At 61.3% G+C, this 25157-nt stretch carries 25 protein-coding genes and 1 pseudogene; 9 read left to right on the top strand and 17 right to left on the bottom strand.

Translation table 11 applies throughout. The features are described 5' to 3' along the window. Positions 1–230 precede the first annotated feature (230 nt). Entirely contained in the window at positions 231–1361 is a 1131-nt protein-coding gene (locus ACTG2O_RS04805; RefSeq protein WP_439975401.1) for a NapC/NirT family cytochrome c, read from the top strand. Between the two features lie 23 nt (positions 1362–1384). Continuing rightward, the gene (gene torA / locus ACTG2O_RS04800; RefSeq protein WP_439975400.1) at positions 1385–3865 is read left to right on the top strand and encodes a trimethylamine-N-oxide reductase TorA; all 2481 of its coding nucleotides are present in this window, start codon (positions 1385–1387) and stop codon (positions 3863–3865) included. Between the two features lie 85 nt (positions 3866–3950). Here torA and ACTG2O_RS04795 read toward each other — a convergent pair whose 3' ends face one another. From ACTG2O_RS04795 to ACTG2O_RS04780, 4 genes are read right to left on the bottom strand one after another with little or no spacing between them, the layout of a single operon-like run. After that, a complete protein-coding gene (locus tag ACTG2O_RS04795; protein WP_005339830.1) occupies positions 3951–4412 on the bottom strand; it encodes a hypothetical protein in 462 nt (153 codons plus the stop codon). A 41-nt stretch (positions 4413–4453) separates the two neighbouring features. Further along, positions 4454–5803, bottom strand: a complete 1350-nt coding sequence (locus tag ACTG2O_RS04790; RefSeq protein ID WP_005339828.1) for a sensor histidine kinase — start codon at positions 5801–5803, stop codon at positions 4454–4456. Next, positions 5800–6456 carry a response regulator transcription factor gene (locus ACTG2O_RS04785; RefSeq protein WP_005339826.1) on the bottom strand — a complete coding sequence of 219 codons (657 nt, stop codon included), beginning with the start codon at positions 6454–6456 and terminating at the stop codon, positions 5800–5802. The genes ACTG2O_RS04790 and ACTG2O_RS04785 overlap by 4 nt, the downstream gene beginning before the upstream one ends. A gap of 21 nt (positions 6457–6477) precedes the next feature. After that, complete coding sequence (locus ACTG2O_RS04780; protein ID WP_005341875.1) at positions 6478–6816, bottom strand: PepSY domain-containing protein; 339 nt, start codon at positions 6814–6816, stop codon at positions 6478–6480. A gap of 63 nt (positions 6817–6879) precedes the next feature. Here ACTG2O_RS04780 and ACTG2O_RS04775 point away from each other — a divergent pair, with 63 nt between their 5' ends. Continuing rightward, complete coding sequence (locus ACTG2O_RS04775; protein WP_013724184.1) at positions 6880–7128, top strand: PepSY domain-containing protein; 249 nt, start codon at positions 6880–6882, stop codon at positions 7126–7128. Here ACTG2O_RS04775 and msrQ read toward each other — a convergent pair. Next, a complete protein-coding gene (msrQ, locus tag ACTG2O_RS04770; RefSeq protein WP_005339821.1) occupies positions 7125–7751 on the bottom strand; it encodes a protein-methionine-sulfoxide reductase heme-binding subunit MsrQ in 627 nt (208 codons plus the stop codon). The two genes, ACTG2O_RS04775 and msrQ, sit on opposite strands and share 4 nt — an antisense overlap. After that, positions 7742–8743 carry a protein-methionine-sulfoxide reductase catalytic subunit MsrP gene (gene msrP, locus ACTG2O_RS04765; RefSeq protein ID WP_064338937.1) on the bottom strand — a complete coding sequence of 334 codons (1002 nt, stop codon included), beginning with the start codon at positions 8741–8743 and terminating at the stop codon, positions 7742–7744. The genes msrQ and msrP overlap by 10 nt, the downstream gene beginning before the upstream one ends. Before the next feature lie 368 nt (positions 8744–9111). Between msrP and ACTG2O_RS04760 the strand changes: the two genes are divergently transcribed. Beyond that, positions 9112–9594 carry a DUF1097 domain-containing protein gene (locus tag ACTG2O_RS04760; protein ID WP_005339809.1) on the top strand — a complete coding sequence of 161 codons (483 nt, stop codon included), beginning with the start codon at positions 9112–9114 and terminating at the stop codon, positions 9592–9594. A 1-nt stretch (position 9595) separates the two neighbouring features. Here the strand turns inward: ACTG2O_RS04760 and ACTG2O_RS04755 are convergent, their stop codons facing one another. The 4 genes and pseudogenes from ACTG2O_RS04755 to cydH all read right to left on the bottom strand — a co-directional run bounded on the left by ACTG2O_RS04755 (position 9596) and on the right by cydH (position 12992). Beyond that, positions 9596–10876 carry a sigma 54-interacting transcriptional regulator gene (locus ACTG2O_RS04755; RefSeq protein ID WP_005339807.1) on the bottom strand — a complete coding sequence of 427 codons (1281 nt, stop codon included), beginning with the start codon at positions 10874–10876 and terminating at the stop codon, positions 9596–9598. Further along, entirely contained in the window at positions 10873–11400 is a 528-nt protein-coding gene (locus ACTG2O_RS04750; protein WP_005356347.1) for a hypothetical protein, read from the bottom strand. Before ACTG2O_RS04750 ends, ACTG2O_RS04755 begins: the two co-directional genes overlap by 4 nt. Beyond that, positions 11397–12796 (bottom strand): annotated as a pseudogene (locus tag ACTG2O_RS04745) (sensor histidine kinase). Before ACTG2O_RS04745 ends, ACTG2O_RS04750 begins: the two are co-directional and overlap by 4 nt. A gap of 103 nt (positions 12797–12899) precedes the next feature. After that, positions 12900–12992, bottom strand: coding sequence for a cytochrome bd-I oxidase subunit CydH (cydH, locus tag ACTG2O_RS04740; protein WP_005339800.1), 93 nt, complete (start codon positions 12990–12992; stop codon positions 12900–12902). A 124-nt stretch (positions 12993–13116) separates the two neighbouring features. On the opposite strand from cydH, the gene ACTG2O_RS04735 reads away from it, so the two are divergent. After that, positions 13117–13692: a 2-amino-4-hydroxy-6-hydroxymethyldihydropteridine diphosphokinase gene (locus tag ACTG2O_RS04735; protein WP_421302196.1), complete on the top strand. Its 576-nt coding sequence runs from the start codon at positions 13117–13119 to the stop codon at positions 13690–13692. On the opposite strand, the gene ACTG2O_RS04730 is transcribed toward ACTG2O_RS04735, so the two are convergent. Further along, complete coding sequence (locus ACTG2O_RS04730; RefSeq protein WP_368152873.1) at positions 13618–14322, bottom strand: SDR family oxidoreductase; 705 nt, start codon at positions 14320–14322, stop codon at positions 13618–13620. The two genes, ACTG2O_RS04735 and ACTG2O_RS04730, sit on opposite strands and share 75 nt — an antisense overlap. A 162-nt stretch (positions 14323–14484) precedes the next feature. Between ACTG2O_RS04730 and ACTG2O_RS04725 the strand changes: the two genes are divergently transcribed. Next, the gene (locus ACTG2O_RS04725) at positions 14485–14889 is read left to right on the top strand and encodes a CBS domain-containing protein (protein WP_019446589.1); all 405 of its coding nucleotides are present in this window, start codon (positions 14485–14487) and stop codon (positions 14887–14889) included. Here ACTG2O_RS04725 and ACTG2O_RS04720 read toward each other — a convergent pair. After that, entirely contained in the window at positions 14886–15422 is a 537-nt protein-coding gene (locus ACTG2O_RS04720) for a DUF2301 domain-containing membrane protein (RefSeq protein WP_019446588.1), read from the bottom strand. The two genes, ACTG2O_RS04725 and ACTG2O_RS04720, sit on opposite strands and share 4 nt — an antisense overlap. 87 nt (positions 15423–15509) lie before the next feature. On the opposite strand from ACTG2O_RS04720, the gene ACTG2O_RS04715 reads away from it, so the two are divergent. Continuing rightward, a complete protein-coding gene (locus ACTG2O_RS04715) occupies positions 15510–16274 on the top strand; it encodes a substrate-binding periplasmic protein (RefSeq protein WP_019446587.1) in 765 nt (254 codons plus the stop codon). Between the two features lie 8 nt (positions 16275–16282). Here the strand turns inward: ACTG2O_RS04715 and asnC are convergent, their stop codons facing one another. Next, positions 16283–16744, bottom strand: coding sequence for a transcriptional regulator AsnC (gene asnC / locus ACTG2O_RS04710; protein WP_005339783.1), 462 nt, complete (start codon positions 16742–16744; stop codon positions 16283–16285). A 154-nt stretch (positions 16745–16898) separates the two neighbouring features. Here asnC and asnA point away from each other — a divergent pair, with 154 nt between their 5' ends. Beyond that, positions 16899–17891 carry an aspartate--ammonia ligase gene (gene asnA, locus ACTG2O_RS04705; RefSeq protein ID WP_019446586.1) on the top strand — a complete coding sequence of 331 codons (993 nt, stop codon included), beginning with the start codon at positions 16899–16901 and terminating at the stop codon, positions 17889–17891. 300 nt (positions 17892–18191) lie between these two features. On the opposite strand, the gene clpB is transcribed toward asnA, so the two are convergent. The 3 genes from clpB to rluD form a co-directional block, all read right to left on the bottom strand. Continuing rightward, the gene (gene clpB, locus ACTG2O_RS04700; protein ID WP_019446585.1) at positions 18192–20765 is read right to left on the bottom strand and encodes an ATP-dependent chaperone ClpB; all 2574 of its coding nucleotides are present in this window, start codon (positions 20763–20765) and stop codon (positions 18192–18194) included. 202 nt (positions 20766–20967) lie between these two features. Then, positions 20968–21705, bottom strand: a complete 738-nt coding sequence (pgeF, locus tag ACTG2O_RS04695) for a peptidoglycan editing factor PgeF (RefSeq protein WP_019446584.1) — start codon at positions 21703–21705, stop codon at positions 20968–20970. 112 nt (positions 21706–21817) lie between these two features. Further along, entirely contained in the window at positions 21818–22798 is a 981-nt protein-coding gene (gene rluD / locus ACTG2O_RS04690; RefSeq protein WP_005339771.1) for a 23S rRNA pseudouridine(1911/1915/1917) synthase RluD, read from the bottom strand. A gap of 117 nt (positions 22799–22915) precedes the next feature. Here rluD and ACTG2O_RS04685 point away from each other — a divergent pair, with 117 nt between their 5' ends. Next, positions 22916–23671: an outer membrane protein assembly factor BamD gene (locus tag ACTG2O_RS04685; protein ID WP_019446583.1), complete on the top strand. Its 756-nt coding sequence runs from the start codon at positions 22916–22918 to the stop codon at positions 23669–23671. A 149-nt stretch (positions 23672–23820) separates the two neighbouring features. On the opposite strand, the gene ACTG2O_RS04680 is transcribed toward ACTG2O_RS04685, so the two are convergent. Further along, positions 23821–25149 (bottom strand): CoA-disulfide reductase, encoded by a 1329-nt coding sequence (locus tag ACTG2O_RS04680; protein ID WP_236285049.1) that lies wholly within the window; start codon positions 25147–25149, stop codon positions 23821–23823. Between the last annotated feature and the right edge of the window lie 8 nt (positions 25150–25157).

Genomic DNA, 25157 nt, shown 5'->3' with positions numbered 1-25157 from the left:
TGTGGGGTTTTGCGAGGGGGCTAACAGCTGTCGCGAAAAGTGCACAAATAGATAAAACAGAAAACAATTGAATTTAATTCGATAATCATGCCAATAACAAAATAAAAGACAAAATGCGACAACAATCAAAAATATAAACCATGATGGAGGTCAACGCCTTATCCCTGTCATTACTACTACTATTGGACTAGTACTATGTAGGTAATTATTGACCGTAGGAAAACGCCGCCATGATTGGAAAACTGATAAGAAAAACCTGGTTCTGGCTCCTGCTGCTCGGGGCCCTGCTGGGTGTCGCGGCACTGGGTGTCACCGTGACCGTGCTGCACAAGACCAGCTCCACCGAATTCTGCGTCTCCTGCCACTCCATGCAGACTCCGCTCGCCGAGTATCAGGGCAGTGTCCACTTCCAGAACACCAAGGGGATCCGCGCCGAGTGCGCCGACTGCCACATCCCGGGCGACCCCACCTCCTACCTGTGGACCAAGATCCGCGCCGTGAAGGATATCTATCACGAGGCGATCGGCACGCTGGATACCCCGGAAAAGTATGAAGCCCACAAGCTGCGGATGGCCCAGTCCGTCTGGGACGAGCTGAAAGCCAACGACTCCGCCACCTGCCGCAGCTGCCACAGCTACGAGGCGATGGACATTCTGGCCCAGCGCCCCAATGCCCGTGCCGAGCACCCGGTCGCCATCAAGGAAGGCCAGACCTGTATCGACTGCCACCGCGGTGTCGCCCACATCATGCCTGACATGAGCGGTCTGGCTGCCGCCGGTGCCAGCGAGCTGGCGCAGGCTGCGGCCCAGACCCCGGCCAATGTCACCACCCGCTACGCCATCGCCACCACCCCGCTGTTCCTTGATGCTGCAGCCAAGACCGACGAAGGCACCCTGATGCCCTCCACCAAGGTGGAAGTGCTGGCTAACGAAAACGGCCGCGCCAAGGTGCAGATCGAAGGCTGGCAACAGGATGGTGTGAGCGAAGTATTCTACGCCGCACCGGGCAAACGGATCCTCAGCGTACTGGTCGGCGATGCCGCCAAGAAAGCACTGGTCACCGGCCAGAGCGAAACCGACAGCGCCACCAACCTCACCTGGCATCAGGTCAAGCTGACCGCCTGGGTCGACCAGAGCCAGCTTATCGGCGATCAGGGCAAGCTGTGGCAATACGCCTCCACCCTGATGTCCAACAACTGTACCGGCTGCCACGGCCTCACCGCGCTGGATCACTTCAGTGCCAACCAGTGGATCGGCGTCATCAAGGGGATGGAATCTCGTACCTCCCTGACCCCGGAACAGGCTCGCATGTTGACCCAGTATGTCCAGAAACACGCCAGTGACATGAGCGCGGCCCACTAAGGCTGGCACAGAGGAAAACCGTTATGACTTTTTTCAATGACAAGAAGACCAATCTGTCCCGCCGCAACCTGCTCAAGGGGCTCGGCGCCTGCGCAGCCCTGCCCCTGCTCGGCGGCATTTTTCCCAAGAGTGCGCTGGCACAAGCCATCAGCACCGCATTGAGTCAGTTCCCGACTCTGGTGCCCGCCCAGAAGGGCATTCTGACCGGCGCCCACTGGGGTGCCTTCGAGGCGATCGTCGAGGATGGCCGCATGGTGCGCGTCCAGCCGGTGGCCGATGATCCGGCGCCGAACGATCTCATCGATATGGCGCCGTTCCAGGTGCATGCCAAGAACCGCATCAAGTACCCCATGGTGCGCAAGAGCTGGCTGGAGCATGGCCCGGGCGCCAAGCCCGAGCTGCGCGGTGCCGACGAGTGGGTACGAGTGAGCTGGGACAAGGCGATCGAACTGGTGGCCGGTGAAATCCAGCGCGTGCAGAGTGACTTCGGTCCGCAGGCGATCCACGCCGGCTCCTACGGCTGGAAAAGCGTCGGAATGTTCCACAACAGCCGTACCCTGCTGCACCGCCTGATGAACCTCTCCGGTGGCTTCACCGGTTATGCCGGTGACTACTCCACCGGTGCGGCTCAGGTGATCATGTCCCATGTGATGGGCTCCATCGAGGTGTACGAGCAGCAGACCGCCTGGCCCAACGTGGTCGAGAACGCCGAACTGGTGGTGTTGTGGGGGGTCAACGCCCAGGTGACCCTGAAGAACAGCTGGAATATGCCGGATCACGAAGGTCAGGCCGGTTTCATGGCGCTGAAGGAGAAAGGTACCCGCGTCATCAGCATCGATCCCATCTACAACGAGACCGCCAAACTGGTCGGCGCCGAGTGGATTGCCCCGAACGCCTACACCGACGTAGCCATGATGCTGGGTGTGGCCCACACCCTCTACAGCGAGAAGAAGCACGATCAGGCCTTCCTCGATCGCTACACCGTCGGTTTCGACAAGTTCCTGAACTACCTGCTCGGCAAGGATGACGGCCAACCGAAGAGCGCCGAATGGGCGAGCACCGTCTGCGGCGTCGATGCCAAGGTGATCCGCCAGCTGGCTCTCGACATGGCCGCCAAGCGCACCATGATCATGGCCGGTTGGGGCATGCAGCGTCAGCAGCACGGCGAACAGCCGAACTGGATGCTGGTCACTCTGGCCTCCATGCTGGGCCAGATCGGCCTGCCGGGCGGCGGCTACGGCTTCAGCTACCACTACTCCTCCGGTGGCAGCCCCACCGCCAAGGGCGGCATTCTGGCGGGTATCTCCGCCGGCAACGCACCGAAGAACAGCCCGGCTCCGATCCCGGTGGCCCGCATCGCCGACTGTCTCGCCAACCCGGGCAAGACCATCGACTTCAACGGCCGCAAGGTGACCTATCCGGACATCAAGCTGGTCTACGTGGCGGGCGGCAACCCCTTCCACCACCATCAGGACACCAACACCCTGCTGCAAGCGTGGCGCAAGCCGCAGACCGTGATCGTTCACGAGCCTTACTGGACCGCCACCGCCAAGCACGCCGATATCGTGCTGCCGGTCACCACCAGCTACGAGCGCAACGATCTGGAGATGGGTGGCGACTACTCCCAGCGCTATGTCTTCCCGATGCACCAGTGCGTGCCCCCCCAGCACGAGTCCCGCAACGACTTCGACATCTTCAGCGCCATCGCCGCCAAGCTGGGCGTGCAGGAGCAGTACACCGAAGGGAAGGACGAGATGCTGTGGCTCAAGCAGATGTACGACGGCATGGCGGCGCAGGCTCGCGGTGCCCGGGTGGCGCTGCCGCCGTTCAACATGTTCTGGGAATCCAACAACTACATCCGCTTCCCGATCCCCGAGGCCAACCGCCAGTGGATCCGTCACGCCGATTTTCGCGAGAACCCGCTGCTCAACCCGCTCGGTACCCCGTCCGGCAAGATCGAGATCTTCTCCAACACGGTGGCGGGGATGGGTTACGCCGACTGCGCCGGTCATCCCAAGTGGTATGAGCCCAAGGAGTGGGTGAAGAGTGAAGTGGCGGCGCGCTATCCGCTGTCGCTCAACACTTCCCACCCGACCCAGCGGCTGCACTCCCAGCTCGACAACACCCCGCTGCGGGACAAGTTCGCCATCGCCGACCGCGAGGCAATCATGATCCATCCGCTGGATGCCAAGGCTCGTGGTATCACCCAGGGGGATCTGGTGCGTGCCTTCAACGAGCGCGGCCAGATTTTGGTGGGCGCCCTGCTCTCCGAAGATGTGCGCCAGGGGGTGGTGCGGATCTGTGAAGGGGCCTGGTATGACCCGGCCAAGCCGGGCGAAGCGGGCAGCATCTGCAAGAACGGCAACGTCAACTGCCTCACCTTCGACGAAGGCTCGTCCAGTCTGGCGCAAGGCAACTGCGGCCACATGGCCCAGCTGCAGATCGAGAAGTACACAGGCCCGATGCTGGCCAACACCGCCCACGCGGTACCGGCCAACGGCTAAGGCTATTGCCACCCAATAAAAACGGCGCCATCAAGGCGCCGTTTCTTTATCTGTCTGCCAAAGCGCAGGCATGATCGGGATGGGTTTAGAACTCCCCTTCCTCCATATACTCCTGCGCGCATTCAACCAGCTGCGGCCACAGCTCTTCCGGCACCCAGGCGTCCGGATCATCTTCATCGCCATCGTATTGGCTCCAGAAGTAACGGCGCAGGCCGGAGGCAAACTCGTCGCTGATCTCGGCCAGCTCCGAGAGCGGCCCCAACCAGGCGATGCGGCGCAGGCCGGAGGCGAGATCGTTGATGGCATCCATCAGGGTGCGATCGTCGAAGCTCTGCTCCACCAGCAGGGTGAAGCGTTCGCGCGCCTGCTCGGTCTGCTCTTCATCCAGCTCGCCCACATCGGCCAGCAGGTCGACAAAATCTTCCAGAAGGAACGCGATCAGGCCATCCCTGTCTTCAAACCACTGGATCTGGGCGCCCTTGACCCCCAGCACAGAGGCATCAAACGAATCGTCAAGGTGACACAGTGCCCACGGATCGTCGGTCATGCTTCTCTTCCTCAGGCTAAAACAAATGCCATATGTTATGCCTAGCTCTCGACTCTTGCCACCTTGGGCAACGAGAGGGAGGCAGCCAGACCGCCCAGTTCGGCGCGGCCCATGATGAAACTGCCCCGATAGGCTTCCGCCAGATCGGAGACAATGTTGAGACCCAGGCCCGAGCCCGGCACCTTCTCGTCGAGCCGCACCCCGCGCAGCACCGCCTTGGCGATCTGATCTTCGCTCATCCCGGGGCCGTCATCCTCGATACGCAAGGTGATCCAGCCACCCAGCTCGGCGCTGGAGATGCGCAGCTCGCTGGCTGACCACTTGAAGGCGTTCTCCAGCAGGTTGCCCACCATCTCGTCGAAATCCTGCTCCTCCACCCCGACCGCCAGATTGGCGGGCACTTGCAGATCCACCGTCTTGCCCGGATAGAGGCGGGAGAAGGCGCGGCAGATGTACTCCACCCGCGCCCGCACCGGGGTAGAGACCCCGAGGATCTTGGCGGCGCCGGTCACCCGTGCCTTGCCGAGGTGATAGTCGATATGGCGCTGGATCTGGTCGAGCTGCTCGCCGATGGCAGCCTGATCCTCCGGCGGCAATTGGGCCACCTGATTGCGCATGATGCTGAGCGGCGTCTTGAGGGCGTGGGCCAGATTGCCGGTGTGGGATCGCGCCCGCTGCAGCAGCTCGCCGTAGTGGTGCAGCAGCCGGTTGATATCCTCCACCAGCGGCTGGATCTCCAGCGGATAGCGCAGCCGGAACCCCTCCTGATGACCCTCGTGAACCCGCCCCAGTTCGCGGCGCAGCAGGTGCAGCGGCCGCAAGCCGTAGACAATCTGGAACATGAAGCCGAGCACCAGACCGGCAGCGGCAAAGCCGAGACCGAGGAACAGGCTGATGCGGGTCTTGTTGAGGGTCTGGGTCAGGGCGCTGCTGTCCTTGGCCATCACCAGCGTGAACACCCGATCCGAACCGGGCAGCAGCACGGTGCGGGTCATGATCAGCAGCGGCTCCTTGTTGGGCCCCTTGCCGACAAAGAGGTCGGGATCGCCAAACGCCGACTTGAGGCCGTCGCTCTTCAGGTTGGTATCCCACAGGGAACGGGAGCGCCCCACCACATCGCGGCCCAGCTCCAGCTGCCAGTAGTAGCCGGAGTAGGGTTGATTGAAACGGGGATCGGAGAGGGAGCCGGTGACCACCGGCAGGCCGGTTTTGGCCACTTCCAGCCGGGAGAGCAGATCATAGAGCTGCAGGCGCAGGCCATCTGCCTCCGCCTCCTGCCAATAGTTGCGCATCATGGTCTGCAGGCTGAAACCGGTGGCGAACAGAAACAGCCCGCACCAGACCAGCGCGATGGCGACCAGTCGCCCCCGCAGGGTTCTGACCAGCCTCATTCGTTGATCCGGTACCCGAGGCCGCGCACTGTCTCAATCAGATCGGGGTTGGTTTTCTTGCGGATCCGGCCGATGAACACCTCCACGGTGTTGGAGTCACGGTCAAAATCCTGAGCATAGATGTGGTCGATCAGCTCGCTGCGCGACACCACCTTGCCCCGATGCTGCATCAGGTAACCCAGCACCCGGAACTCGTGGGCGGTCAGCTTGATCGGGGTCCCTTCGTACCACACCTGCGATGCCGCCATGTCGAGGCGCACCCCGCCGATCTCCAGAATGGAGCTGGCATTGCCTGCCGCCCGGCGCACCAGCGCATGGACCCGCGCCACCAGCTCGGCCACCTGAAACGGCTTGGTAAGGTAGTCATCGGCACCGGCGTTGAGCCCCTCGATCTTCTCGTGCAGCTGGCCACGGGCGGTCAGCACCAGCACCGGGGTATCGATCCCCTTGCTGCGCCACTCCTTCAGCACGCTCAGGCCATCGCGCCCCGGCAGGCCGAGGTCGAGAATGATGGCGTCATAGGGTTCGGTCTCACCGAGGAAACCGGCCTCGTTGCCATCGTGGCAGAGGTCGGTGACAAAGCCGGAGAGGCGCAGCTGTTCGGCCAGCTGGCCAGCCAGAATTTTTTCGTCTTCAACAATCAGAATTCGCATGAACAGGGTTCCACACAGGGGTTATTCATCATCCTCGACCGGGGGCTTTGGCGGTTCGAACAGCCGCTCCAGATGGTGGCCCTTGGCCCACACCAGCTCAAGGTTGTCGGCCCGATAGGCTACCTTGATCACGCTGTTTTCCCGATCGATGACTCGCAGTTCATAGAGCCAGATACCATCCTCTTCCCCCAGATCCACCCGTAACACCCGCACCGGCAATCTGGCCGCCACCTCCATCATTTCATGGAAGGGCCGAACCCGTCCCTCATGGACAGCTTGCTGCAGCTGGGCTTCATCAGGCGTGACCGCCTGTGCCAGCAACGGCAGCAATAACCCAAGCAGAGGGAGCGCTCTATTCATGGATGATTCATCTCCAAAAACCTAACATAATGGCGTTTATAGTCTGCCAGCCATGAATCCGGAATGAATATGATCCCGCGCAGTTTCCTGCTGATCCTTTGCCTGTTGAGTGCCACAAGCTGGGCGGCCCAGAGCCGTCTCGACATGGCCGGGCTGGTCAAACTCCTGCTGGCGCAAGGGTATCACGACATTCGGGAAGTGGAGCTGGAAGGGGACAAATTCGAGGTCAAAACCCTCAATCGCCAGGATCAGAAGGTGCATCTCATCGTCGATGCCTACACCGGCGAGATCAAACAACAAGAGGCCGATTAGGCCTCTTTTGCATTCCAGCGTCCCCGCATGGGGCGCAGCAGCTTCTCCCGCCTCGGCCAGAGCAGGGCGCAGGCCAGCAGCAGGTAAATGAGAGGCTCTCCCCAACCGCTCTTGAGCGACCACCAGTAATGCACCGGCACCAGCAGGGCGATGGCATAGACCCAGTTGTGCAGTTTCTGCCATGCGGCGCCCATGCGGCGCTGCAATGCGGGCAGCGAAGTGATGCTGAGGGCGGCCAGCAGCAACAGGGCCACCATCCCCACCACGATATAGCTGCGCTTGACCAGCTCGCCGCCAATCAGCCCCCAGTCAAACTGCAGATCCAACCCCAGCCACGCCATGAAGTGGAGCAGCGCCCAGGCAAAACACCAGAGCCCGAGGGGGCGGCGCAGCTTGATGAGCTGCCCCTGCCGCCAGCGCTTGGCCAGCGGCGACACCAGCAGGGTGAGCAGCAGCAGGTTGAGCGCCCCCTTGCCGAGGTAGTGGATAAGCTCGGGCACCGGATCGCCCCCCAGCAGACCTGCCGGAATGGCAAAAACCAGCCAAAGCAGGAAGCCGAGGGAGCCCAGATGCACCAGCGCCCGCAAGCCGCTGATATGGGCCGGTTTCAATCTCAGTACCATTGGCGCAGATCCATCCCCTGATAGAGCGAGGCGACTTCGTCACCATAGCCGTTGAACATCAGGGTCGGCTGACGCTTGGCGCCAAACACTCCGCCTTCGCCGATGAAACGCTCGCTGGCCTGACTCCAGCGCGGGTGATCCACCTGCGGATTGACGTTGGCGTAGAAGCCATATTCGTTAGGAGCCAGCAGGTTCCAGGTGGTCGGCGGCATCTCCTCTACCAGCCGGATCGAGACGATACTCTTGATGCTCTTGAAGCCGTACTTCCACGGCACCACCAAGCGGATCGGCGCGCCATTCTGGGCGGGCAGGGTCTTGCCATAGAGCCCCATCGCAAGGAAAGAAAGAGGATGCATCGCCTCGTCGATACGCAACCCCTCCACATAGGGATACTCGATGCCGCCCCCCAGACTGGAAGCCTGCCCCGGCAGCTGTTTCGGATCAAACAGGGTTTCGAAGGCAACAAACTTGGCGCGACTGGTGGGCTCGGCACGGCGGATGATCTCTGCCAGCGAGATGCCGTTCCAGGGCAGTACCATGGACCAGGCTTCAACGCAGCGCAGCCGGTAGATCCGCTCCTCCAGCTCGCTCTTGTTGATGAGATCCCACACATCGAGGGTAAAGGGCTTGGCCACCTCCCCCTCCACCTTGAGGGTCCAGGGTTCGGGCTTGAGGTAATGGCCGTTGCGAGCCGGGTCGGACTTGTCGGTGCCCAGCTCATAGAAGTTGTTGTAACTGGTGGCCTTCTCTTCCGGTGTCAGTACCAGATTGGCCGGGCGCTCGGCAGGCTTGCTGTTAAGCGGCCTGGTGGCTAATTGGGGAGCATCCTCTTTACCGCGCAGCAGGTCGAGCACTCCGGCCTGAGTGGGAAACGCCAGGGTGGCCGCGCCCAGACCCAGCCCTTTGAGAATAAGGCGGCGGTCCTGATAGACGGCTTCCGGGGTGACATCCTGTTCGGTGAGGGGGTGGGCGGTACGACGCTTGATCAACATGAAAAACTCCCGGGGCTGAGTGAGGCAGTATGGATAAGACCCGCCCCGGCAGATTTTTATTTCACACAAATTTACATCATGTGGTGCAGGGGCAGTGCCTTGGCCATGGTGCCGACCAGAAACAGGACTACGAACACCAGCAGGGGAACGATCACATTTGGCGCCATCAGACTCACTCCATGAGCAGGACAGGGCCTCTAACTATGGCCGACTGTCAGGCCGGTCACCAATGAATTTTTTTCGCGAGCGCAAGCGTATTCCTGAGTTGAAAAGGGTGATGAAGATCACACACAATTCCGCCCCCGCTTGCCGCCCCGATTGCCGGGGGTAGGCTGCCCATTTTGCGAAGCCAACTGAAGAGTCGCCCCATGAGCCCACTGATCGCCATCGCCATCACCACTGGAATTCTCTCCGCCGTCTGGGGCTGGATTGCCGTCGCGTTCGGCCTTATCTCCTGGGTCGGCTTTCTCGGCTGCACCAGCTATTTCGCGTCAAGCGGTGGCTACAAGGCGCTGCTGCAGACCATCTTCTGCAACACCAGCGGCATGCTGTGGGCACTGCTGCTGATCCATGGCGACAGTCTGTGGGGAGCGGGTGTGGCGGGTTATGTGATGACGGGGGTGGTCGCAACCCTGATGTGCGTACAGGCCAAGCAGCAGTGGCTCGGCTACATTCCCGGCACCTTTGCCGGTTGCTGTGCCACCTTCGGGGCGGCTGGCGAGTGGCGGCTGATCCTGCCCTCCCTCATCATTGGCGCCTTGTTCGGTTACCTGATGAAGGCGAGCGGCCTCTGGCTCTCCCATAAAACTCAAAAAGCCGATGCCGCTCCGGCGGTAGTTGATCCCGCCTGATTTATCCCTTCGATTTGAAGTTTGCTGCTTCAATACCGTGCCGATTCAATAACTTGTAAAAATCGGTACGGTTTCTGCCCGCCATGTTGGCCGCCAGGGTCACGTTGCCCTCGGTGGTGCGCAGCAAACGGATCAGATACTCCTTCTCGAATTCGGCCCGCGCCTCGTTGAACGAGGGGATGCCGCCGCCGCCACCGCTCAGGGCGGACTCCACCATGGAGACCCCGATCACCGGGCTGCAACAGAGGCTGGCGAGCTGCTCCACCACGTTGCAGAGCTGGCGCACGTTGCCGGGCCAGGCAGCGGCCGCCAGCATCGCCAGCGACTCGGGCGAAAAACCCATGGCGGCGCAGTCGCTGTGGCGGCTACGGTAATCGTCGAGCGCCTGACGGGCCAGCAGGGGGATATCCTCGCTGCGGGCACTGAGAGACGGCAAGGTGATATTGGCGACGTTGAGACGGTAGAAGAGATCTTCCCGAAAGCGCCCCTCCTCCATCGCCTTGACCAGATCCTGATGGCTGGAGCTGAGCACCCGCACCTCCGGCGTGCCCTGACCATACTCCTCCATCACCTGCAGCAGCTTGGCCTGCAGGGATTCGGAGAGGCTGCCAATCTCGTCGAGAAACAGGGTCGCCCCCTTGGCCTGCTCGAACAGCCCTGACTGGCCATCTTCACCAAACAGCTGCAAGTCGAGTGACGCCCACGGAATGGCGGCGCAGTTGATGGTATGAAGCGGCTTGTCGCGCCGCTGGCTGGCCTGATGCAGCGCCTGCGCCATCGCCCCCTTGCCGGAGCCTGACGGCCCCATGATCAGCACCGGCACCTCCATGGTGGCGATGCTGTGAGCCTGGATCAGCAGCTGCTCCAGCTGGGGATTGCGGGTCAGGATCAGCGACTGCCACTCCTGCTGCTGTTTCGGCCGGGTCAGGCTCAACGCATGTTCGATGGTGGCGAACAGCTCATCCTTGTTGATGGGTTTGGTCAGGAAGCTGAAGACGCCGGAGCGGGTCGCCTGAATGGCGTCCGGGATGGTGCCGTGGGCGGTCATGATGATCACCGGCAACCCCAGCCACTGGGCCTGGATCCGCTCGAACAGCGCCAGACCGTCCATGCCGGCCATCCGCAGATCGCTCAGCACCAGATCGGCCCGTTGCTGACGCAACCGGTCGAGGGCCCCTTCCGCACTGTCGGCGGTATCCACTTCATAACCCTGACTGCGCAGCCGCATGCTCATCAGTTTGAGCAGGCTGACGTCGTCATCCACCAACAGGATCCGGCTCATGGTATTACCTCACGATTCTCGTTCAGCTTGCGCTGGTTGAGCTGGTCGTCGATAGCGGTCAGCTGCTCGATCTGGCGGCGCAGCCGCTGGATCTCCTGACTCTGGTCATCGCGACGGCTGTCGCGAGCCAGCAGCTGCTCGCCGAGGGCGATCCAGCTGCGTAAAAATGCCTGCGCATCGAGACCCAGTTCGGGCAGCATCTGCTTCAGGCGCGCCAGACCGGCGGTGCGATTGGCCACCGATTCGGCGGGGTGGGAGTCCACCATGGCCAGACTGACCCGGCTCTCCAGATCGTCAGCCCCTTTCAGACGCTGACGCTCCTGCACCCGTTGCTGGGGGTGACTGGCCAGCAGCCAGTCGGAGTATTGCAGACGCACCTGCATCTCCTTGTTGGCAAACTCCATCCGCTTGGCAAAAGCGATATCGGAGGACTCCCGCTCTGCCTGTTGCGGCAGCAAGGAGCAACCCGCGAGCAGCCCTGCCATCAGAGCTGGAAATACGCGTTGTATCTTCATAGTCCTCATTTCAACGTCAACCTGAAACAGACATCCGCCTGTTCATCCTCTACCAGAACCAGTTCCCCCCCAGGCTGTTGGCAGACTCGCGGGCGATGGAGAGGCCCATGCCCGAGCCTTTCAAGAGACCTTGCCGCACAGTGCTGCCCTGCTCGAAGGGTTCAAAAATGCGTTGCTGATCGGTCACGGGGATCTTGGGCCCCTCGTTGGCCACTTCCAGCCAGCTTATCTGTTCATTCTGCCCTGCCCTGATCCAGATATTGCCCCCGCTGGCGCCGTAACTGACGGCGTTGGAGAAGAGGTTATCGAGGATCAGCCGTAGCCGGTAGGGCTCCGCCCACAGGGTAACCGGCACGGTCGGCAAGTGTACACGGATCTGCTTGGACTCCAATGCCAGCCGGTACTCGGCAGAAAGTTCCGACAACATCGGCAGCAGGGGGACGGGCTCCAGTTCGAACGCCTCCTGCTGACTGAGCCGGTTGAAGTCGAGCAGCCGCTCGATCAGGGTCTGCAGGCGCCGACTGTTCTCGTCGAGCATCTGGCAGATCTCCAGCTGATCCGGCGTCAAAGGCCCGACCAGCTGCTCGCAGAGCAGATCCGTCCCCTCCCGCAGCACCGCCAGCGGGGTCTTGAGCTCGTGGGAAACATGACGCAGGAACTGGTATTTCTGCAGCTCCAGCTCCTTGAGTTTGTCGTGCAGCCAGACGATCCGCTCCCCCAGCAATACCAGCTCGGCAGGGCCGTCAACCGGCTTGGGATCGGGTTCGACCCCGGCACCCAGACTCAAGATGCGCGACTCAATCTGTCGTACCGGGTGGATGATGAGGTAGGTGAAGATAAAGACCATCAGCAGGCTGAGCGCCGCCACCGCACCGCTCACCCACCAGAGCTCACTGGTCAGTCCGGCGATGGTGAGCTGCACCCGATCCATGTGTTCGTCAACCCGGCTGCGGGTAACTATTTCGAGCTGCTTGTTGGCATCGTTGAACTGCTCGAGCTTGTCCCCCGCTGCCGCCGCCCGGGCCAACGCGGCATCCTGCAGGCTGTCGAGCCAGGCCAGCCCCTGATCGAGCCCGCTGTAGAGCTGGCCGTCGGTGATGGAATTGCGGTGTTCCGCCAGCAACACCCGATAACCATCGAGTTGCTGCTGGTAGCTGGTGAGACTGCGGCGATCCCCCAGCACCGCGAAGCGGCGCAAGGTGCGTTCGATATCGATGGCTTGCGCCGTCAGCAGGGTGGCGCGGCGGGTATCCTTGACCGCCCGCTCCATCTCGTCGCTGGTGAGCTGACTGAGGTGGGCAAGAGAGGTGCTGTTGTGCCAGATCATGCCGCCCAGCGGCATCAATACCAGCACAAACCCCATCAATACCACCTGCAGCAGGGAGCGTGGGCGAACCTTGGTCATCATCTCTTCTCTTGCATTCTCACCGGTGCGCCAGCATAGCCGCACCGCCCCAAAAAACAAAACCGGCCAACAGGCCGGTTTGTATTATCTGGATTGTGGTGATTCACGCCAACGCGACAGAGGCCAGACAGATAATCATGATCATCGCCAGCGCGCCCGAGGCGGTCAACAGCGCCCATTTCAGCTCCACACTCATGCAAACCTCCTTTCTGCCAATCAGTGCCGGATCACAATAGATAAGACAATGTTAAGCCATAGTTAATCCGATAACCGTGAGCTGCGTATACATTTCAGATGAGCCCAACCCCAGGAAGGTGAGCATGTTCTATCTGTGTAGCATTGGTTCCAATATTGACCCGCATATCCATGTCAGCCGGGTGCTGGCCGAGCTGCTTGCGAACGTCGGCCCCCTGCGGCTGAGTTCGGTGATCCGCACCAAGCCGGTGGGAATGCACTCCAGCCACGACTTTCTCAACTGCCTGCTGGTGGTGGAAAGCCCGCTTGATGCCGCCCGCCTCAAGCAGCACTTTGTCACCCTCGAGGTGGCCCACGGCCGGGATCGCAGTGATCCGCTCTGCAAGGTGCACGATCGGCCGCTCGACATCGATATTCTGGCCAGCAACAGGAGCGGTGACTTTGCCTCGGCAGAGGTCGATTCCTATCTGGCGGAGCTGCTGGCCGAGCTCTATGGCCATGGCGAGGTGCATGAGCCCAAGGTGGCGCTGCAAGTGACGCTCCCCGCCCCGTCGAGCAAGCTCAAACCCGGCAAGGGCTTGCTGACCCGGCAGGTCGGGCTGGAGCCACTGGTGCTCGGCAACCCCTCAGAGGGTGGCCAGCGCACGCCCGCCATCTACCTTGATGCTGGCACCCGTCATATAACTGTTCCCCATCAGTAACTGCACCGCCTGCCAGATGGGCTCAAGTCCCCCCTCCCGCGCCAGCGGTGTTTTCGCCAACACCTGCTGGCGCCACGCCTCGTCATGCTCGTCGAGAAACAGAATGGGGCCCGGCTCTATAGTGTTGACCCGAACCGCTGGCGCCAGCTCCCGAGCAAAGCTCATGGCCAGCGAATGAGCTCCCGCCTTGGTGGCCACATAGCTGGCAAAACGGGGGGCAGGGGCATGGATATAGATATCGGTGATGTGAATGATGCTGGCGTTGGGATTGCTGGCCAGCCGGGGGGCCAGCGCCCGGTTTAGCTGGAAGGGGGCCGCCATGTGCACCCGGTAGAACTGCTCGAACTGGGCCAGTTGCGCCGCCGGATCAGTTGCCTGCGGCTCGAAGGCCGAAGCGTTGTGGATCACCAGCGCCAGATCCTGATGGGCAGCCAGCACATCGATCAGCTTGCCAACGTCCTCTTCCCGGCCAAAATCCGCCTGCACCAGCTCGACCCCCAATGCAGCCAGAGTGGCCAGCTCCGGCCTCTCGCTGCGATAGCTGCCCGTCACCTGCCAGCCCGCTGCCATCAGCTGTTCACAGAGATAAAATCCGAGTCGACGGCCGCAGCCCGTAACCAATGCACGCATACGATCTCCTTTCCCTTTCATGGTCTTGCATGAACGAAGCCCGCCTGCCAGCGGATCACCGCCGATGGCTTGTGCCTATCAATCCCTGCGGCACAAGCCATTGGTCGCGAGCTACCCGCCCGCGTCATAGTGGCGGCATCCCCCTCTTGCGGAGTCACCACCATGCTGAAAGTACACCACCACATGGGTCGCCTGACCCACACCCTCACTGCCGGACTCAGCCTAGCCGAGGCGCTGGATCGCCTGCATCAATCGGGTCTTGGCGGCCTGCCGGTGCTGGATGAGCAGAAACGGCTGATCGGCTTTCTCTCGGAGCAGGACTGCATCCCCAGCCTGCTCACCGGCAGCTACCACTGCGACACCCGTACCCGGGTGGAGGATCTGATGAACCGCACGCCCCTCTCGGTCGGGCCGGATGACAGCATTCTGGAGCTGGCTCGCCAGATGGCCGATGCCAAGCCCAAGATCTACCCGGTGCTGCAACAGGGCAAGGTGATCGGCATCATCAGCCGCCGTCAGGTGATGCAGGCCCTCAACCAGCAGATGAAGGTGTGCCAGCAGACCTAGATCTGGTAACGCCCCTTGTCACCGATATCGAAGTGCAGGGGCATTCGCCACTTGGCCAGCGCCAACAAGCTCAACAGGGCACCGCAGACCAGCGCCACCAGTGCGGCGGCCCACTCCACCCGCAACCACTCCAGCAGCCATAGCGCCGGCAGCAGCACGGGCACCAGCTTGATGCCGGGAATTGCGAAGCAAAACTGCTCCTTGAACGCCAGCCCGGAGAGCGTCGCCAACGCTGCCCCCAGCACCAGCGCATCCGGTGCCCCTACCGCCGCCAGGGCCAGCGCGCCCCAACCAAATCCCTGCAGAATCAGGCGAATCCGCTTGTCGTAGATATGCAGCGAGAAGCCGCAGATTGCGCTTGCCACTGCCAGCAACATCAACCATTGTGCCGACGGGAGCAGTGCCATCCCGCTCAGCAGCGCCGCACCGCGGCAAAGCAGCAACAGGGCTGCCGCACTCAAGCCAAGGCGGTAGAGCGAAACGGTCAACTTGTCGATCCCGTCCAGTGGGCTCTCGATTTCAGGGTTTGCCATAAACAGTCGCTTCTAACGGATCAGGTGTTACCCAATATACTGGAATCAGGTTCTGGAATATCTTCAAACGGGCTCAGGAGACGTAGTTTGCGTGTGATCCCCCTGCTTTTGTTGCTGTTTCCACTCGGATTGCCGGCCAAGGAGCTGGTGATCTGCGGCACCATGGAGCCCCCGCTCAAGTATCTCGATGCCGATCAGAAACCCCGCGGACTCGATATCGACATAGTCACCGCCATCTTCGACAAGCTGGAGACGCCCTTTCGGGTCGAGCTGGCCGACTCCGGCGCCCGCCTCACCCGCAACGCCGAAACCGGCGCCTGCGACCTGGTGATGACCCACTCCTACAAGGCTGAGCGGGAAAGTTATCTCATCTATCCCCAACAGGCCCATCTTCGCCACAGCTGGCACTTCTTCGTGCGCAAGGCGGACCTGATGAAGATCCGCTACGAAACGCTGGCCGATCTCAAACCCTGGCGCATCGGCGTGACCAAGGATTTCTCCTACACCCCTGAACTGGCGGTGGCGATGACCGACCCGGCCTATCAGTTTCAGGAGATCACCATGAACCAGCTGCAACTGCGCAAACTGCTGGCCGGACGGATCGATACCGTGCCGATGCCGCTGGTCACCGCCTTCACCCAGATCAAGGAAGAGGGGCTGACGGGAAAGATCGATTACCTGCCCAAACCGCTCAAGAGCAGCCCCTACTTCAACGCCTGGGCCCGCGCACGGGCGGATGCACAGACCCCAGCCCTGATGGCCGCCTACGATGCCGAACTGCTGCGCATGAAGCGCAACGGCAGCCTCAAGGCCCTCTACGACAAATACGCCATCCCCTATATCGAACCCTGATCAAGGGGTCAGGGTTTCACATCCCGCAGGATCGGGTTTTGCAGCGAGATCAGGGTTTCAGTGGACTGGATCTCGTCGATGGTCTGGATCTTGTTGATCAGCACTATCTGCAGCTCGTCGATGGAGCGGGTCATCACCTTCATGAAGATGCTGTAGTGGCCCGTGGTGTAGTAGGCCTCCACCACCTCGTCCAGCGCCTGCAGCTTGGCCAGTGCCGAGGGGTAATCCTTGGCACTCTTCAGATTGATCCCGATAAAGCAGCAGACGTCGTAACCCAGCTTCTTGGGGTTAACCTGCACCCGTGTCCCCTCGATGATCCCCGCCTGCTTCATCTTCTCCACCCGCACATGGATGGTGCCCGGGCTGACCGCCAGTTGTTTCGCCAGTTCGGCGTAAGGGATCCGCGCATTCTCCATCAGAGCGGTGAGGATGGCCTGATCGAGATTATCGATCCGGTAATTTTCCGGCATTTTTTTGCACTCCTGCTAACGATACCTCATTAAATGACGGCTTATTTTGAAGAAAAAAACACACAAAGCCTATTTGTATTATCGAATATTGAATTTAGTTGGCGATCTGTTGAAGAATCACCACATCCAACGGGGTTTGAAACAGGAATTCAGCATGAAACAGCACTACATTCGCAGCCAACAGCAGATCAGCTTCGTCAAAGAGATGTTCTCCCGCCAACTCGCCCAACAACTGGGTCTGATGGAGGTGCAAGCCCCCATTCTGAGCCGGGTCGGTGATGGTACTCAGGACAACCTCTCTGGCCACGAGAATGCAGTGCAGGTCAAAGTGAAGACCCTGCCGGAGCACAGCTACGAAGTGGTCCATTCACTGGCCAAATGGAAGCGCCAGACCCTGGGTCGCTTCGGGTTCGGCCCGGGTGAAGGGATCTACACCCACATGAAGGCGCTGCGTCCGGACGAAGACAAGCTCACCCCCATCCACTCGGTCTACGTGGATCAGTGGGACTGGGAGAAGGTGATGCCGAGCGAGCGCCGCGATCTGGCCTATCTGCAGGAAACCGTGCGCGGCATCTGGGCCGCCATCAAGGCTACCGAGCGCGCGGTCTGTGCCGAGCATGAGCTGACCCCCTTCCTGCCGGCCGAGATCCAGTTCCTGCACAGCGAAGAGCTGCTGACCCGCTACCCGGACCTCGATGCCAAGGGGCGCGAACGTGCCATCGCCAAAGAGCTGGGTGCCGTGTTCCTGATCGGTATCGGTGGCGCCCTCTCCCACGGCGAACGCCACGATGTGCGCGCCCCGGACTATGACGACTGGAGCAGCCACAGCGAGCTGGGTCTGGCGGGTCTGAACGGTGACATTCTGGTGTGGAACCCGGTGCTGCAAGACAGCTTCGAGATCTCCTCCATGGGGATCCGGGTCGACGCCGAAGCACTGCGTCGTCAGCTCACCATCACCGGCGACGAGGATCGCCTGCAGTACGACTGGCATCAGGATCTGCTGGCTGCGCGGATGCCGCAAACCATCGGCGGCGGCATCGGCCAATCCCGTCTGGCCATGCTGCTGCTGCAAAAAGAGCATATCGGGCAGGTTCAGGTCGGTGTGTGGCCATCCGAAATGAAAGCCGCCATCCCGGGCATGCTGTAAACGCGTTGATTTCATCGGTCTGGCCCGCAAGCTGTGTCACGCGGGTCAGCCCTGAAGGTGTGTGGCGTGCGGACTGAACGAGCGCAGTCCGGACATGCTGTAAGCCGTGTGGTCATCCCTGATGACCCGCGGCGAAACCGGGGCTTGCCCCTGCGACCCGCTCAACCCACGTAAGGTCGCTTCACTACATTCCTCCCGGCAATCTTCAGATTGCCGTTTTTTTTTGCGCCCGAATCCCCGCCACCAGATATGACAACGCCAGCCCGAGGGCTGGCGTTGCAAACATCGACACGAGATCGGTTACTGGGTCATGGTGAGGCCGTTGCTGTCGGCCCCCAGCACCAGTTTTTTGCCCGGCACGATGCGGCCGGAGAGCAGGGCCTGCGCCAGCGGGTTCTCCACCTTCTGCTGGATCGCCCGTTTGAGAGGCCGCGCCCCATAGACGGGGTCGAACCCGGCGTGGACCAGCTTCTCGAGCAGCGCTTCGCTCACCTCCACCTCGTAACCCTGAGCCTCCAGTCGCCCCATCAGGCTCTTGAGCTGGATGCGGGCGATGGACTTGATGTGATCCTCGCCAAGCGGATGGAACACCACGGTCTCGTCGATCCGGTTGATAAACTCCGGTCGGAAACTGCGGGTCAGCACATCCATCAGCATGGCCTTCATCTCGTCGTAATCCTTCTCGGAGTGGTGCTCCTGAATCAGATCCGACCCGAGGTTGGAGGTCATGATCACCACCGAGTTGCGGAAATCGACGGTGCGACCCTGACCATCGGTCAGGCGGCCATCATCAAGCACCTGCAACAGGATGTTGAACACATCCGGATGTGCTTTCTCCACCTCGTCCAGCAGGATCACCGAGTAGGGACGACGGCGCACCGCCTCGGTCAGATAACCACCCTCTTCATAACCCACGTATCCGGGAGGCGCCCCCACCAGACGGGCCACGCTGTGTTTCTCCATGAACTCCGACATGTCGATCCGCACCATGGCATCCTGAGTATCGAACAGGAACTCCGCCAGCGCCTTGCACAGCTCGGTCTTGCCCACCCCGGTGGGCCCCAGGAACAGGAAGGAGCCGATGGGGCGATTCGGATCGGAGAGACCTGCACGGGAGCGACGAATGGCGTTGGAGACCGCATCGACCGCCTCTTCCTGACCAATCACCCGGCTGTGCAGCTGCTCTTCCATCCGCAGCAGCTTGTCGCGCTCCCCTTCCAACATGCGGGCGACCGGAATACCGGTCCAGCGGGCCAGGACGTCTGCGATCTCCACATCGGTGACGCGGTTGCGCAGCAGACTGGTCTCCTGCATCTCGGCTTGAGTGGCGAGATCCAGCTGCTTCTCCAGCTCGGGGATGCGGCCGTACTGCAGCTCGGACATCCGGCCCAGGTCGCCTGCCCGGCGCGCCACATCGAGATCCTGACGGGCCTGCTCCAACGCAGCCTTGATATGCTGGGTGCCGGCGAGTGCGGCCTTCTCAGCCTTCCACACCTCGTCCAGCTCGTTGTATTCCCGATCTTTTTCGCCAATCTCCTGATTGATCAGCTCCAGACGCTTGCGGCTGGCGTCATCGTCCTCTTTCATCAGCGCCTGCTGCTCCAGCTTGAGCTGGATGATGCGCCGCTCGAGACGATCGAGCGCCTCGGGCTTGGAGTCGATCTGCAACCGGATGCTGGCTGCCGCCTCGTCGATAAGGTCGATGGCCTTGTCCGGCAGCTGACGATCCGCAATGTAGCGGTGCGACAGCTGGGCCGCCGCCACAATCGCGGGGTCGGTGATCTGCACATGGTGGTGCAACTCGTAACGCTCTTTCAGGCCACGCAGGATGGCGATGGTATCCTCGACTGTCGGCTCCTCCACCAGCACCTTCTGGAAGCGACGCTCAAGGGCGGCATCTTTCTCGATGTACTGGCGGTACTCATCCAGGGTGGTAGCGCCGACGCAGTGCAGGTCGCCACGGGCCAGCGCAGGTTTCAGCATGTTGCCCGCATCCATGGCCCCCTCGCCCTTGCCGGCGCCGACCATGGTGTGCAGCTCGTCGATAAAGAGGATGACGTTGCCCTCCTCCTTGGCGAGATCGGTCAGTACGGCCTTGAGCCGCTCTTCAAACTCGCCGCGATACTTGGCCCCGGCCACCAGCGCCCCCATGTCCAGCGACAGCACCCGCTTGTTCTTGAGCCCTTCCGGCACTTCGCCGTTGATGATGCGCTGGGCCAGCCCCTCGACGATGGCGGTTTTACCGACACCGGGAGCACCAATCAGCACGGGGTTGTTCTTGGTGCGGCGTTGCAGCACCTGAATGGTACGGCGGATCTCGTCATCACGGCCGATCACCGGGTCGAGCTTGCCGATTTCGGCACGCTCGGTCAGATCGATGGTGTACTTCTCCAGCGCCTGACGGTTCTCCTCGGCATTGGCATCTTCCACCTTCTTGCCGCCCCGCACCTTGTCGATGGCCGCTTCGAGTTTCTCCTTGGTCAGCCCCTGGGCGCGCAGCAGCTCACCCAACGTTCCCTTGTCGTCGAGGGCAGCCAGCACGAACAGTTCGGAGGAGATGAACTGATCCTTGCGCTGCTGGGCCAGTTTGTCGCAGACGTTGAGCAGGCGGCCGAGGCCGTTGGAGAGCTGCACGTCCCCTTCTACGCCGCTCACGCGCGGCAGGCGATCCAGCTCCTCGCCAAGGCGGGAGCGCAGGGCGTTGATATCCATCCCGGTCAGGGTGAGCAACGGACGGATGGAGCCGCCATCCTGATTGACCAGTGCGGTCATCAGGTGAACGGGTTCGATGAATTGGTGGTCACGACCCAGCGCAAGAGACTGGGCATCGGAAATAGCAATCTGGAATTTGCTGGTAAGGCGATCGAGGCGCATTGCACTCCCCCTTCAAACAGGCAGACGCCGCTTGCGCGGCAAACAACATAACTTTCTGAGATGAAAGATGAGGCCCGTACGGGCTATTTCAAGGGCATGGGCTGGTTATTTTTTCTGCAAAGCGGGGAGAGGGCAGGATCCCCGCCTCTCTCATACGGATCTGTTCTTGAGAGAGACGGGCTATTACTTGGCGGGTGATTGCTTAGCGGGCCAACCAGATGAGGGAGGCCATCCGGCCGGTCTGGCCGTCGCGGCGATAGGAGTAAAACTGCTCGCTGTCGCTGAAGGTGCAGTATTCGCCACCATAGATGGCGGTGACGCCGGCGCGGGCAAGGCGCAGCCGGGCTAGCTGGTAGATATCCGCCAGCCATTTCCCCTCATTGGACGAAGGGATGAACGCCGCTTCTGCTTCGGCCTGCTCGGCCATAAAGGCTTCGCGCACCTCGCCACCCACTTCAAACGCTGTGGGGCCGATGGCCGGGCCCAACCAGGCCAGGATCTCGCCCGGCTCGCAGCCCATGGCGACGATGCTCGCCTCCAGCACGCCCTCTTTCAGTCCACGCCAACCTGCGTGGGCCGCTGCGACCACGGTACCTACCCGATCGCAAAACAACACCGGCAGACAGTCGGCGGTCATCACGATGCAGGCCAGCTCCGCCTCATGGGCGCAGGCGGCATCGGCATCTGGCGCCTGCTGATAATGGTTGCTGACCTGATGAACCACGGTGCCGTGCACCTGATTAAGCCAGTTGAGGGGCCCCGGGATGGCGGCCGCCTGCTGCAAGCGAGCACGATTGGCCTCGACTCGCACCGGTTCATCCCCCACATGGGCGCCCAGATTCAGCCCGGCGAAAACCCCCTCGCTTACCCCGCCATCCCGAGTGGTTGACAGGGCTCTGACATTGGCCGGAGCTGGCCAGTCGGGTTCGATCCATTTCATCTGTGACTCCTTCAATTCACCGATATAAAAACGGGGCTCCTGCAAGGGAACCCCGTTTGGTATCTATTCGGGCCGGATGACGCCAGAAACCGACGCAGCAGGCCCTATCGCATCAGTTCCAGACTAAATCATCCGGATTGGCGAGAGTATCCGCACGCAGCACTTCCATCAGCTCCACCATGTCTTGCGGTGTAGCTGAATGCCACTGCATCACTTCACCCGTGATGGGGTGAGCCAGTTGCAGCATGGTGGCATGCAGCGCCTGACGGTTGAAGTTGCGCAGTGCCTGGGTCAGCTCGGGGGTCGCGTTGCGCAGCGGGCGCAGACGACCACCGTAGGCGGGATCGCCCACCAGCGGGTGCTTGATATGCGCCATGTGGACACGGATCTGGTGAGTACGACCGGTCTCAAGACGCAGACGCAGACGGGTGTGGCCACGGAACTTCTCGTGAACCCGGTAGTGGGTCACGGAAGGACGACCATTGGGCACCACGGCCATATGGGTACGCTGGGTCGGGTGACGGCCGATGGGCGCATCGACGGTACCACCTGCGGTCATGTGACCGATGGCGATTGCTTCGTACTCACGGGTGATCTGGCGCGCCTGCAACGCTTCCACCAGATGGGTCTGGGCGGGTACGGTTTTGGCAACCACCATCAAACCTGTGGTGTCTTTATCCAGACGGTGCACGATACCGGCGCGAGGTACCTCGGCAATGCCGGGGTAGCGGTGCAGCAGGGCGTTGAGGATGGTGCCATCCGGCGTGCCTGCGCCCGGGTGAACCACCAGTCCGGCCGGTTTGTCGATCACCAAGATGTGTTCATCTTCATAAACGATGTTGAGCTCGATATCCTGGGCATCCCAACGGGTATCATCTTCCAGCTCGACATTCACATGCACCTGCTGCCCGGCCAGAATCTTCTCGCGCGGGGTGTTGGCAACCTGACCGTCCAGGGTCACTCTGTCCTGTAAAATCCACTCCTTGATGCGGGTGCGGGAGTAGTCTGGAAACAATTCGGCCAGGGCCTGGTCGAGTCGCTGCCCGAATTGGTGATCCTGGAATTCGCCTGTCAGTTCAATATGCTGGCTCATGTATGGTCTCTTGAGCGGGGGGTATCAATTCGAAATAATCCGAGTATTCTAGCTTTTCTTTTAGCCAAGCATAACGGATACTTTGCCAATTTCGTGGAAATGGACCGGATGTTGTTGATGGGAAAGAAGTCTCACCTGCTGATGTCGCTCGCCTTGGTCGCTACCTTGATCACAGGCTGTTCCAGCACCAAACCCAAGGTACCCGACGAACCGCCGGAGACCCTGTACCAGAAAGCACGCCTCAAACTGGACGTTGGCAATTACGTGCAAGCCACTGAATTGCTGGAGGCTTTGGACTCTCGCTACCCGTTCGGCGCCTACTCCAACCAGGTGCAGCTTGACCTCATCTATGCCTACTACAAGCAGGATGATACCGCTCAGGCGATCGCCAATATCGACCGTTTTATCCGCCTCAATCCGGCGCATAAAAATATCGATTACGTCTTCTATATGCGCGGCCTGACCAACATGGCGGCGGATTACAATTTCTTCCAGAGCCTGTTCGGTATCGATCGGGACGACAAAGACCCGGCTTATGCCCGTCAGGCATTCCAGGATTTCAAGACCCTGTTGCAGAACTACCCCAACAGTGTCTATGCCGCCGATGCCCGCGCCCGCATGATTGGCCTGAAGAATCGTCTGGCCCGATATGACCTGAGCGTGGCCGAGTATTATGTGAAGCGTGATGCACTGGTCGCGGCCGCCAACCGGGCCAAACTGATTGTCGAAACCTACCCCGACACAGCCGAAACCGAGAAGGCACTGGAGATCATGGTCGAGTCTTACGACGCCCTGAAGATGCCGCAGCTGGCCAAGCATGCCCGCGAAGTGCTGGCCAAGAACTACCCGGAGAACCGCCTCGGCCGTGGCTGAGTGATACGGATAAACCGGTAACAAAAAACCGATGCCTTGGCATCGGTTTTTTTATCGCTGCAATTTAGCCACTGATATTACCCGCAGGGGCTCTGCAGAGCTGGGGCAACGTAACAGCGCCTTCCCAACGCCGTCCGTCATCGCAACGCTTACTTCGCGACATTACCCGCTACGTTCAGGGCATCCCAGGTGCGGGAGAAGGGCGGCGCGTAGGCAAAATCCAGCATGCCGAGCTGCTCGGTGGTCACTCCCATGGTGATGGCCACCGCCAGCGCGTCGATACGATGTACCGCCCCCTTGCGACCGAGGATCTGGCCTCCCAGCAGCCGCTTGCTGCCCGCCTCGTAGACCAGCTTGACGTGGATGTCGGACTGACCCGGGCAGTAGTTGGTGTGGCACTTGTCCTTGATCACCACGGTGCGGTAATCGATGCCCATCGCCTTGGCTTCCTGCTCGGAGAGGCCGGTACGGCCCGCCTCCAGCCCCAACACCTTGAGCGCGGCAGAGCCGAGGGTGCCCGGGAACTCCTGCTCGGCACCCGCCAGGTTCTCGCCCACCATGCGCCCCAGCTTGTTGGCGATGGTGGCGAGCGGTACATAGACCTGCTGCTGCTTCACGCTGTGCCAGACGCTGGCACAGTCACCGGCCGACCAGATGTTGGCCAGCGAGCTGCGTCCCTGACGATCCACCTTGATGGCGCCGTTGCCGAGCCGCTCGATGCCGGTATCGGCCAGAAACTCGGTATTGGGCTTGACCCCGGTGCAGACCACCACGATATCGGCCTCGTACTCGCCCTGGCTGGTTCGCACGCCGGTCACCCGGCCATCCCCCAGCAGCGCTTCAACTCGCTCACCCAGATGGAGAGAGACCCCCTGCTCGCGCAGTTCGGTTTCGATGTGTTGGGTGATCTCGCCATCAAACGCGTCGGGGATGACCCGATCCGCCAGCTCGATGAGACGCACCTCTTTGCCCTGATGGACCAGTGCCTCGACCACTTCCAGCCCGATAAAGCCGGAGCCGATCACCACGGCGCGGCGATTGTTCTTGTCTTGCACCGCAGCTTTGAGCGCCAGCCCGTCGGCCATCCGGCGCAGACCGAATACCCCTTGCTGCTGCAGACCGGGGATGGGGGGCATCACTTCGCGGGCACCGGTGGCGATCATCAGCCGATCGTAGCGATCGGTGAAGGTGTCGCCGTTGTGCTCGACTGTCAGCGTCTGCGCGGCAGCATCCAGACTCAGCACCCGGTGGCCAATCTTGACCTCGATCCCCTTGGCGGCGAACTGCTCCGGGGTGAACTCGGCCATGTAGCCGGGCTCCTGAAACTCGTCGCCGACGAAGTAGGGCAGGCCGCAGGCACCGAAAGAGATCACCTCGGAGGCCTCATACACCACGATGTCGGCATCTTTGGCCAGACGGCGCGCCTTGGCCGCCGCACTCATACCGGCGGCTTCGCCACCGATGATCAGAATTCTCATTGTTTTTC

The sequence above is a fragment of the Aeromonas sp. 61P genome (assembly GCF_051919545.1).
Taxonomy (GTDB): domain Bacteria; phylum Pseudomonadota; class Gammaproteobacteria; order Enterobacterales; family Aeromonadaceae; genus Aeromonas; species Aeromonas veronii.
This window is presented reverse-complemented; position numbering and strand designations above follow the sequence as displayed.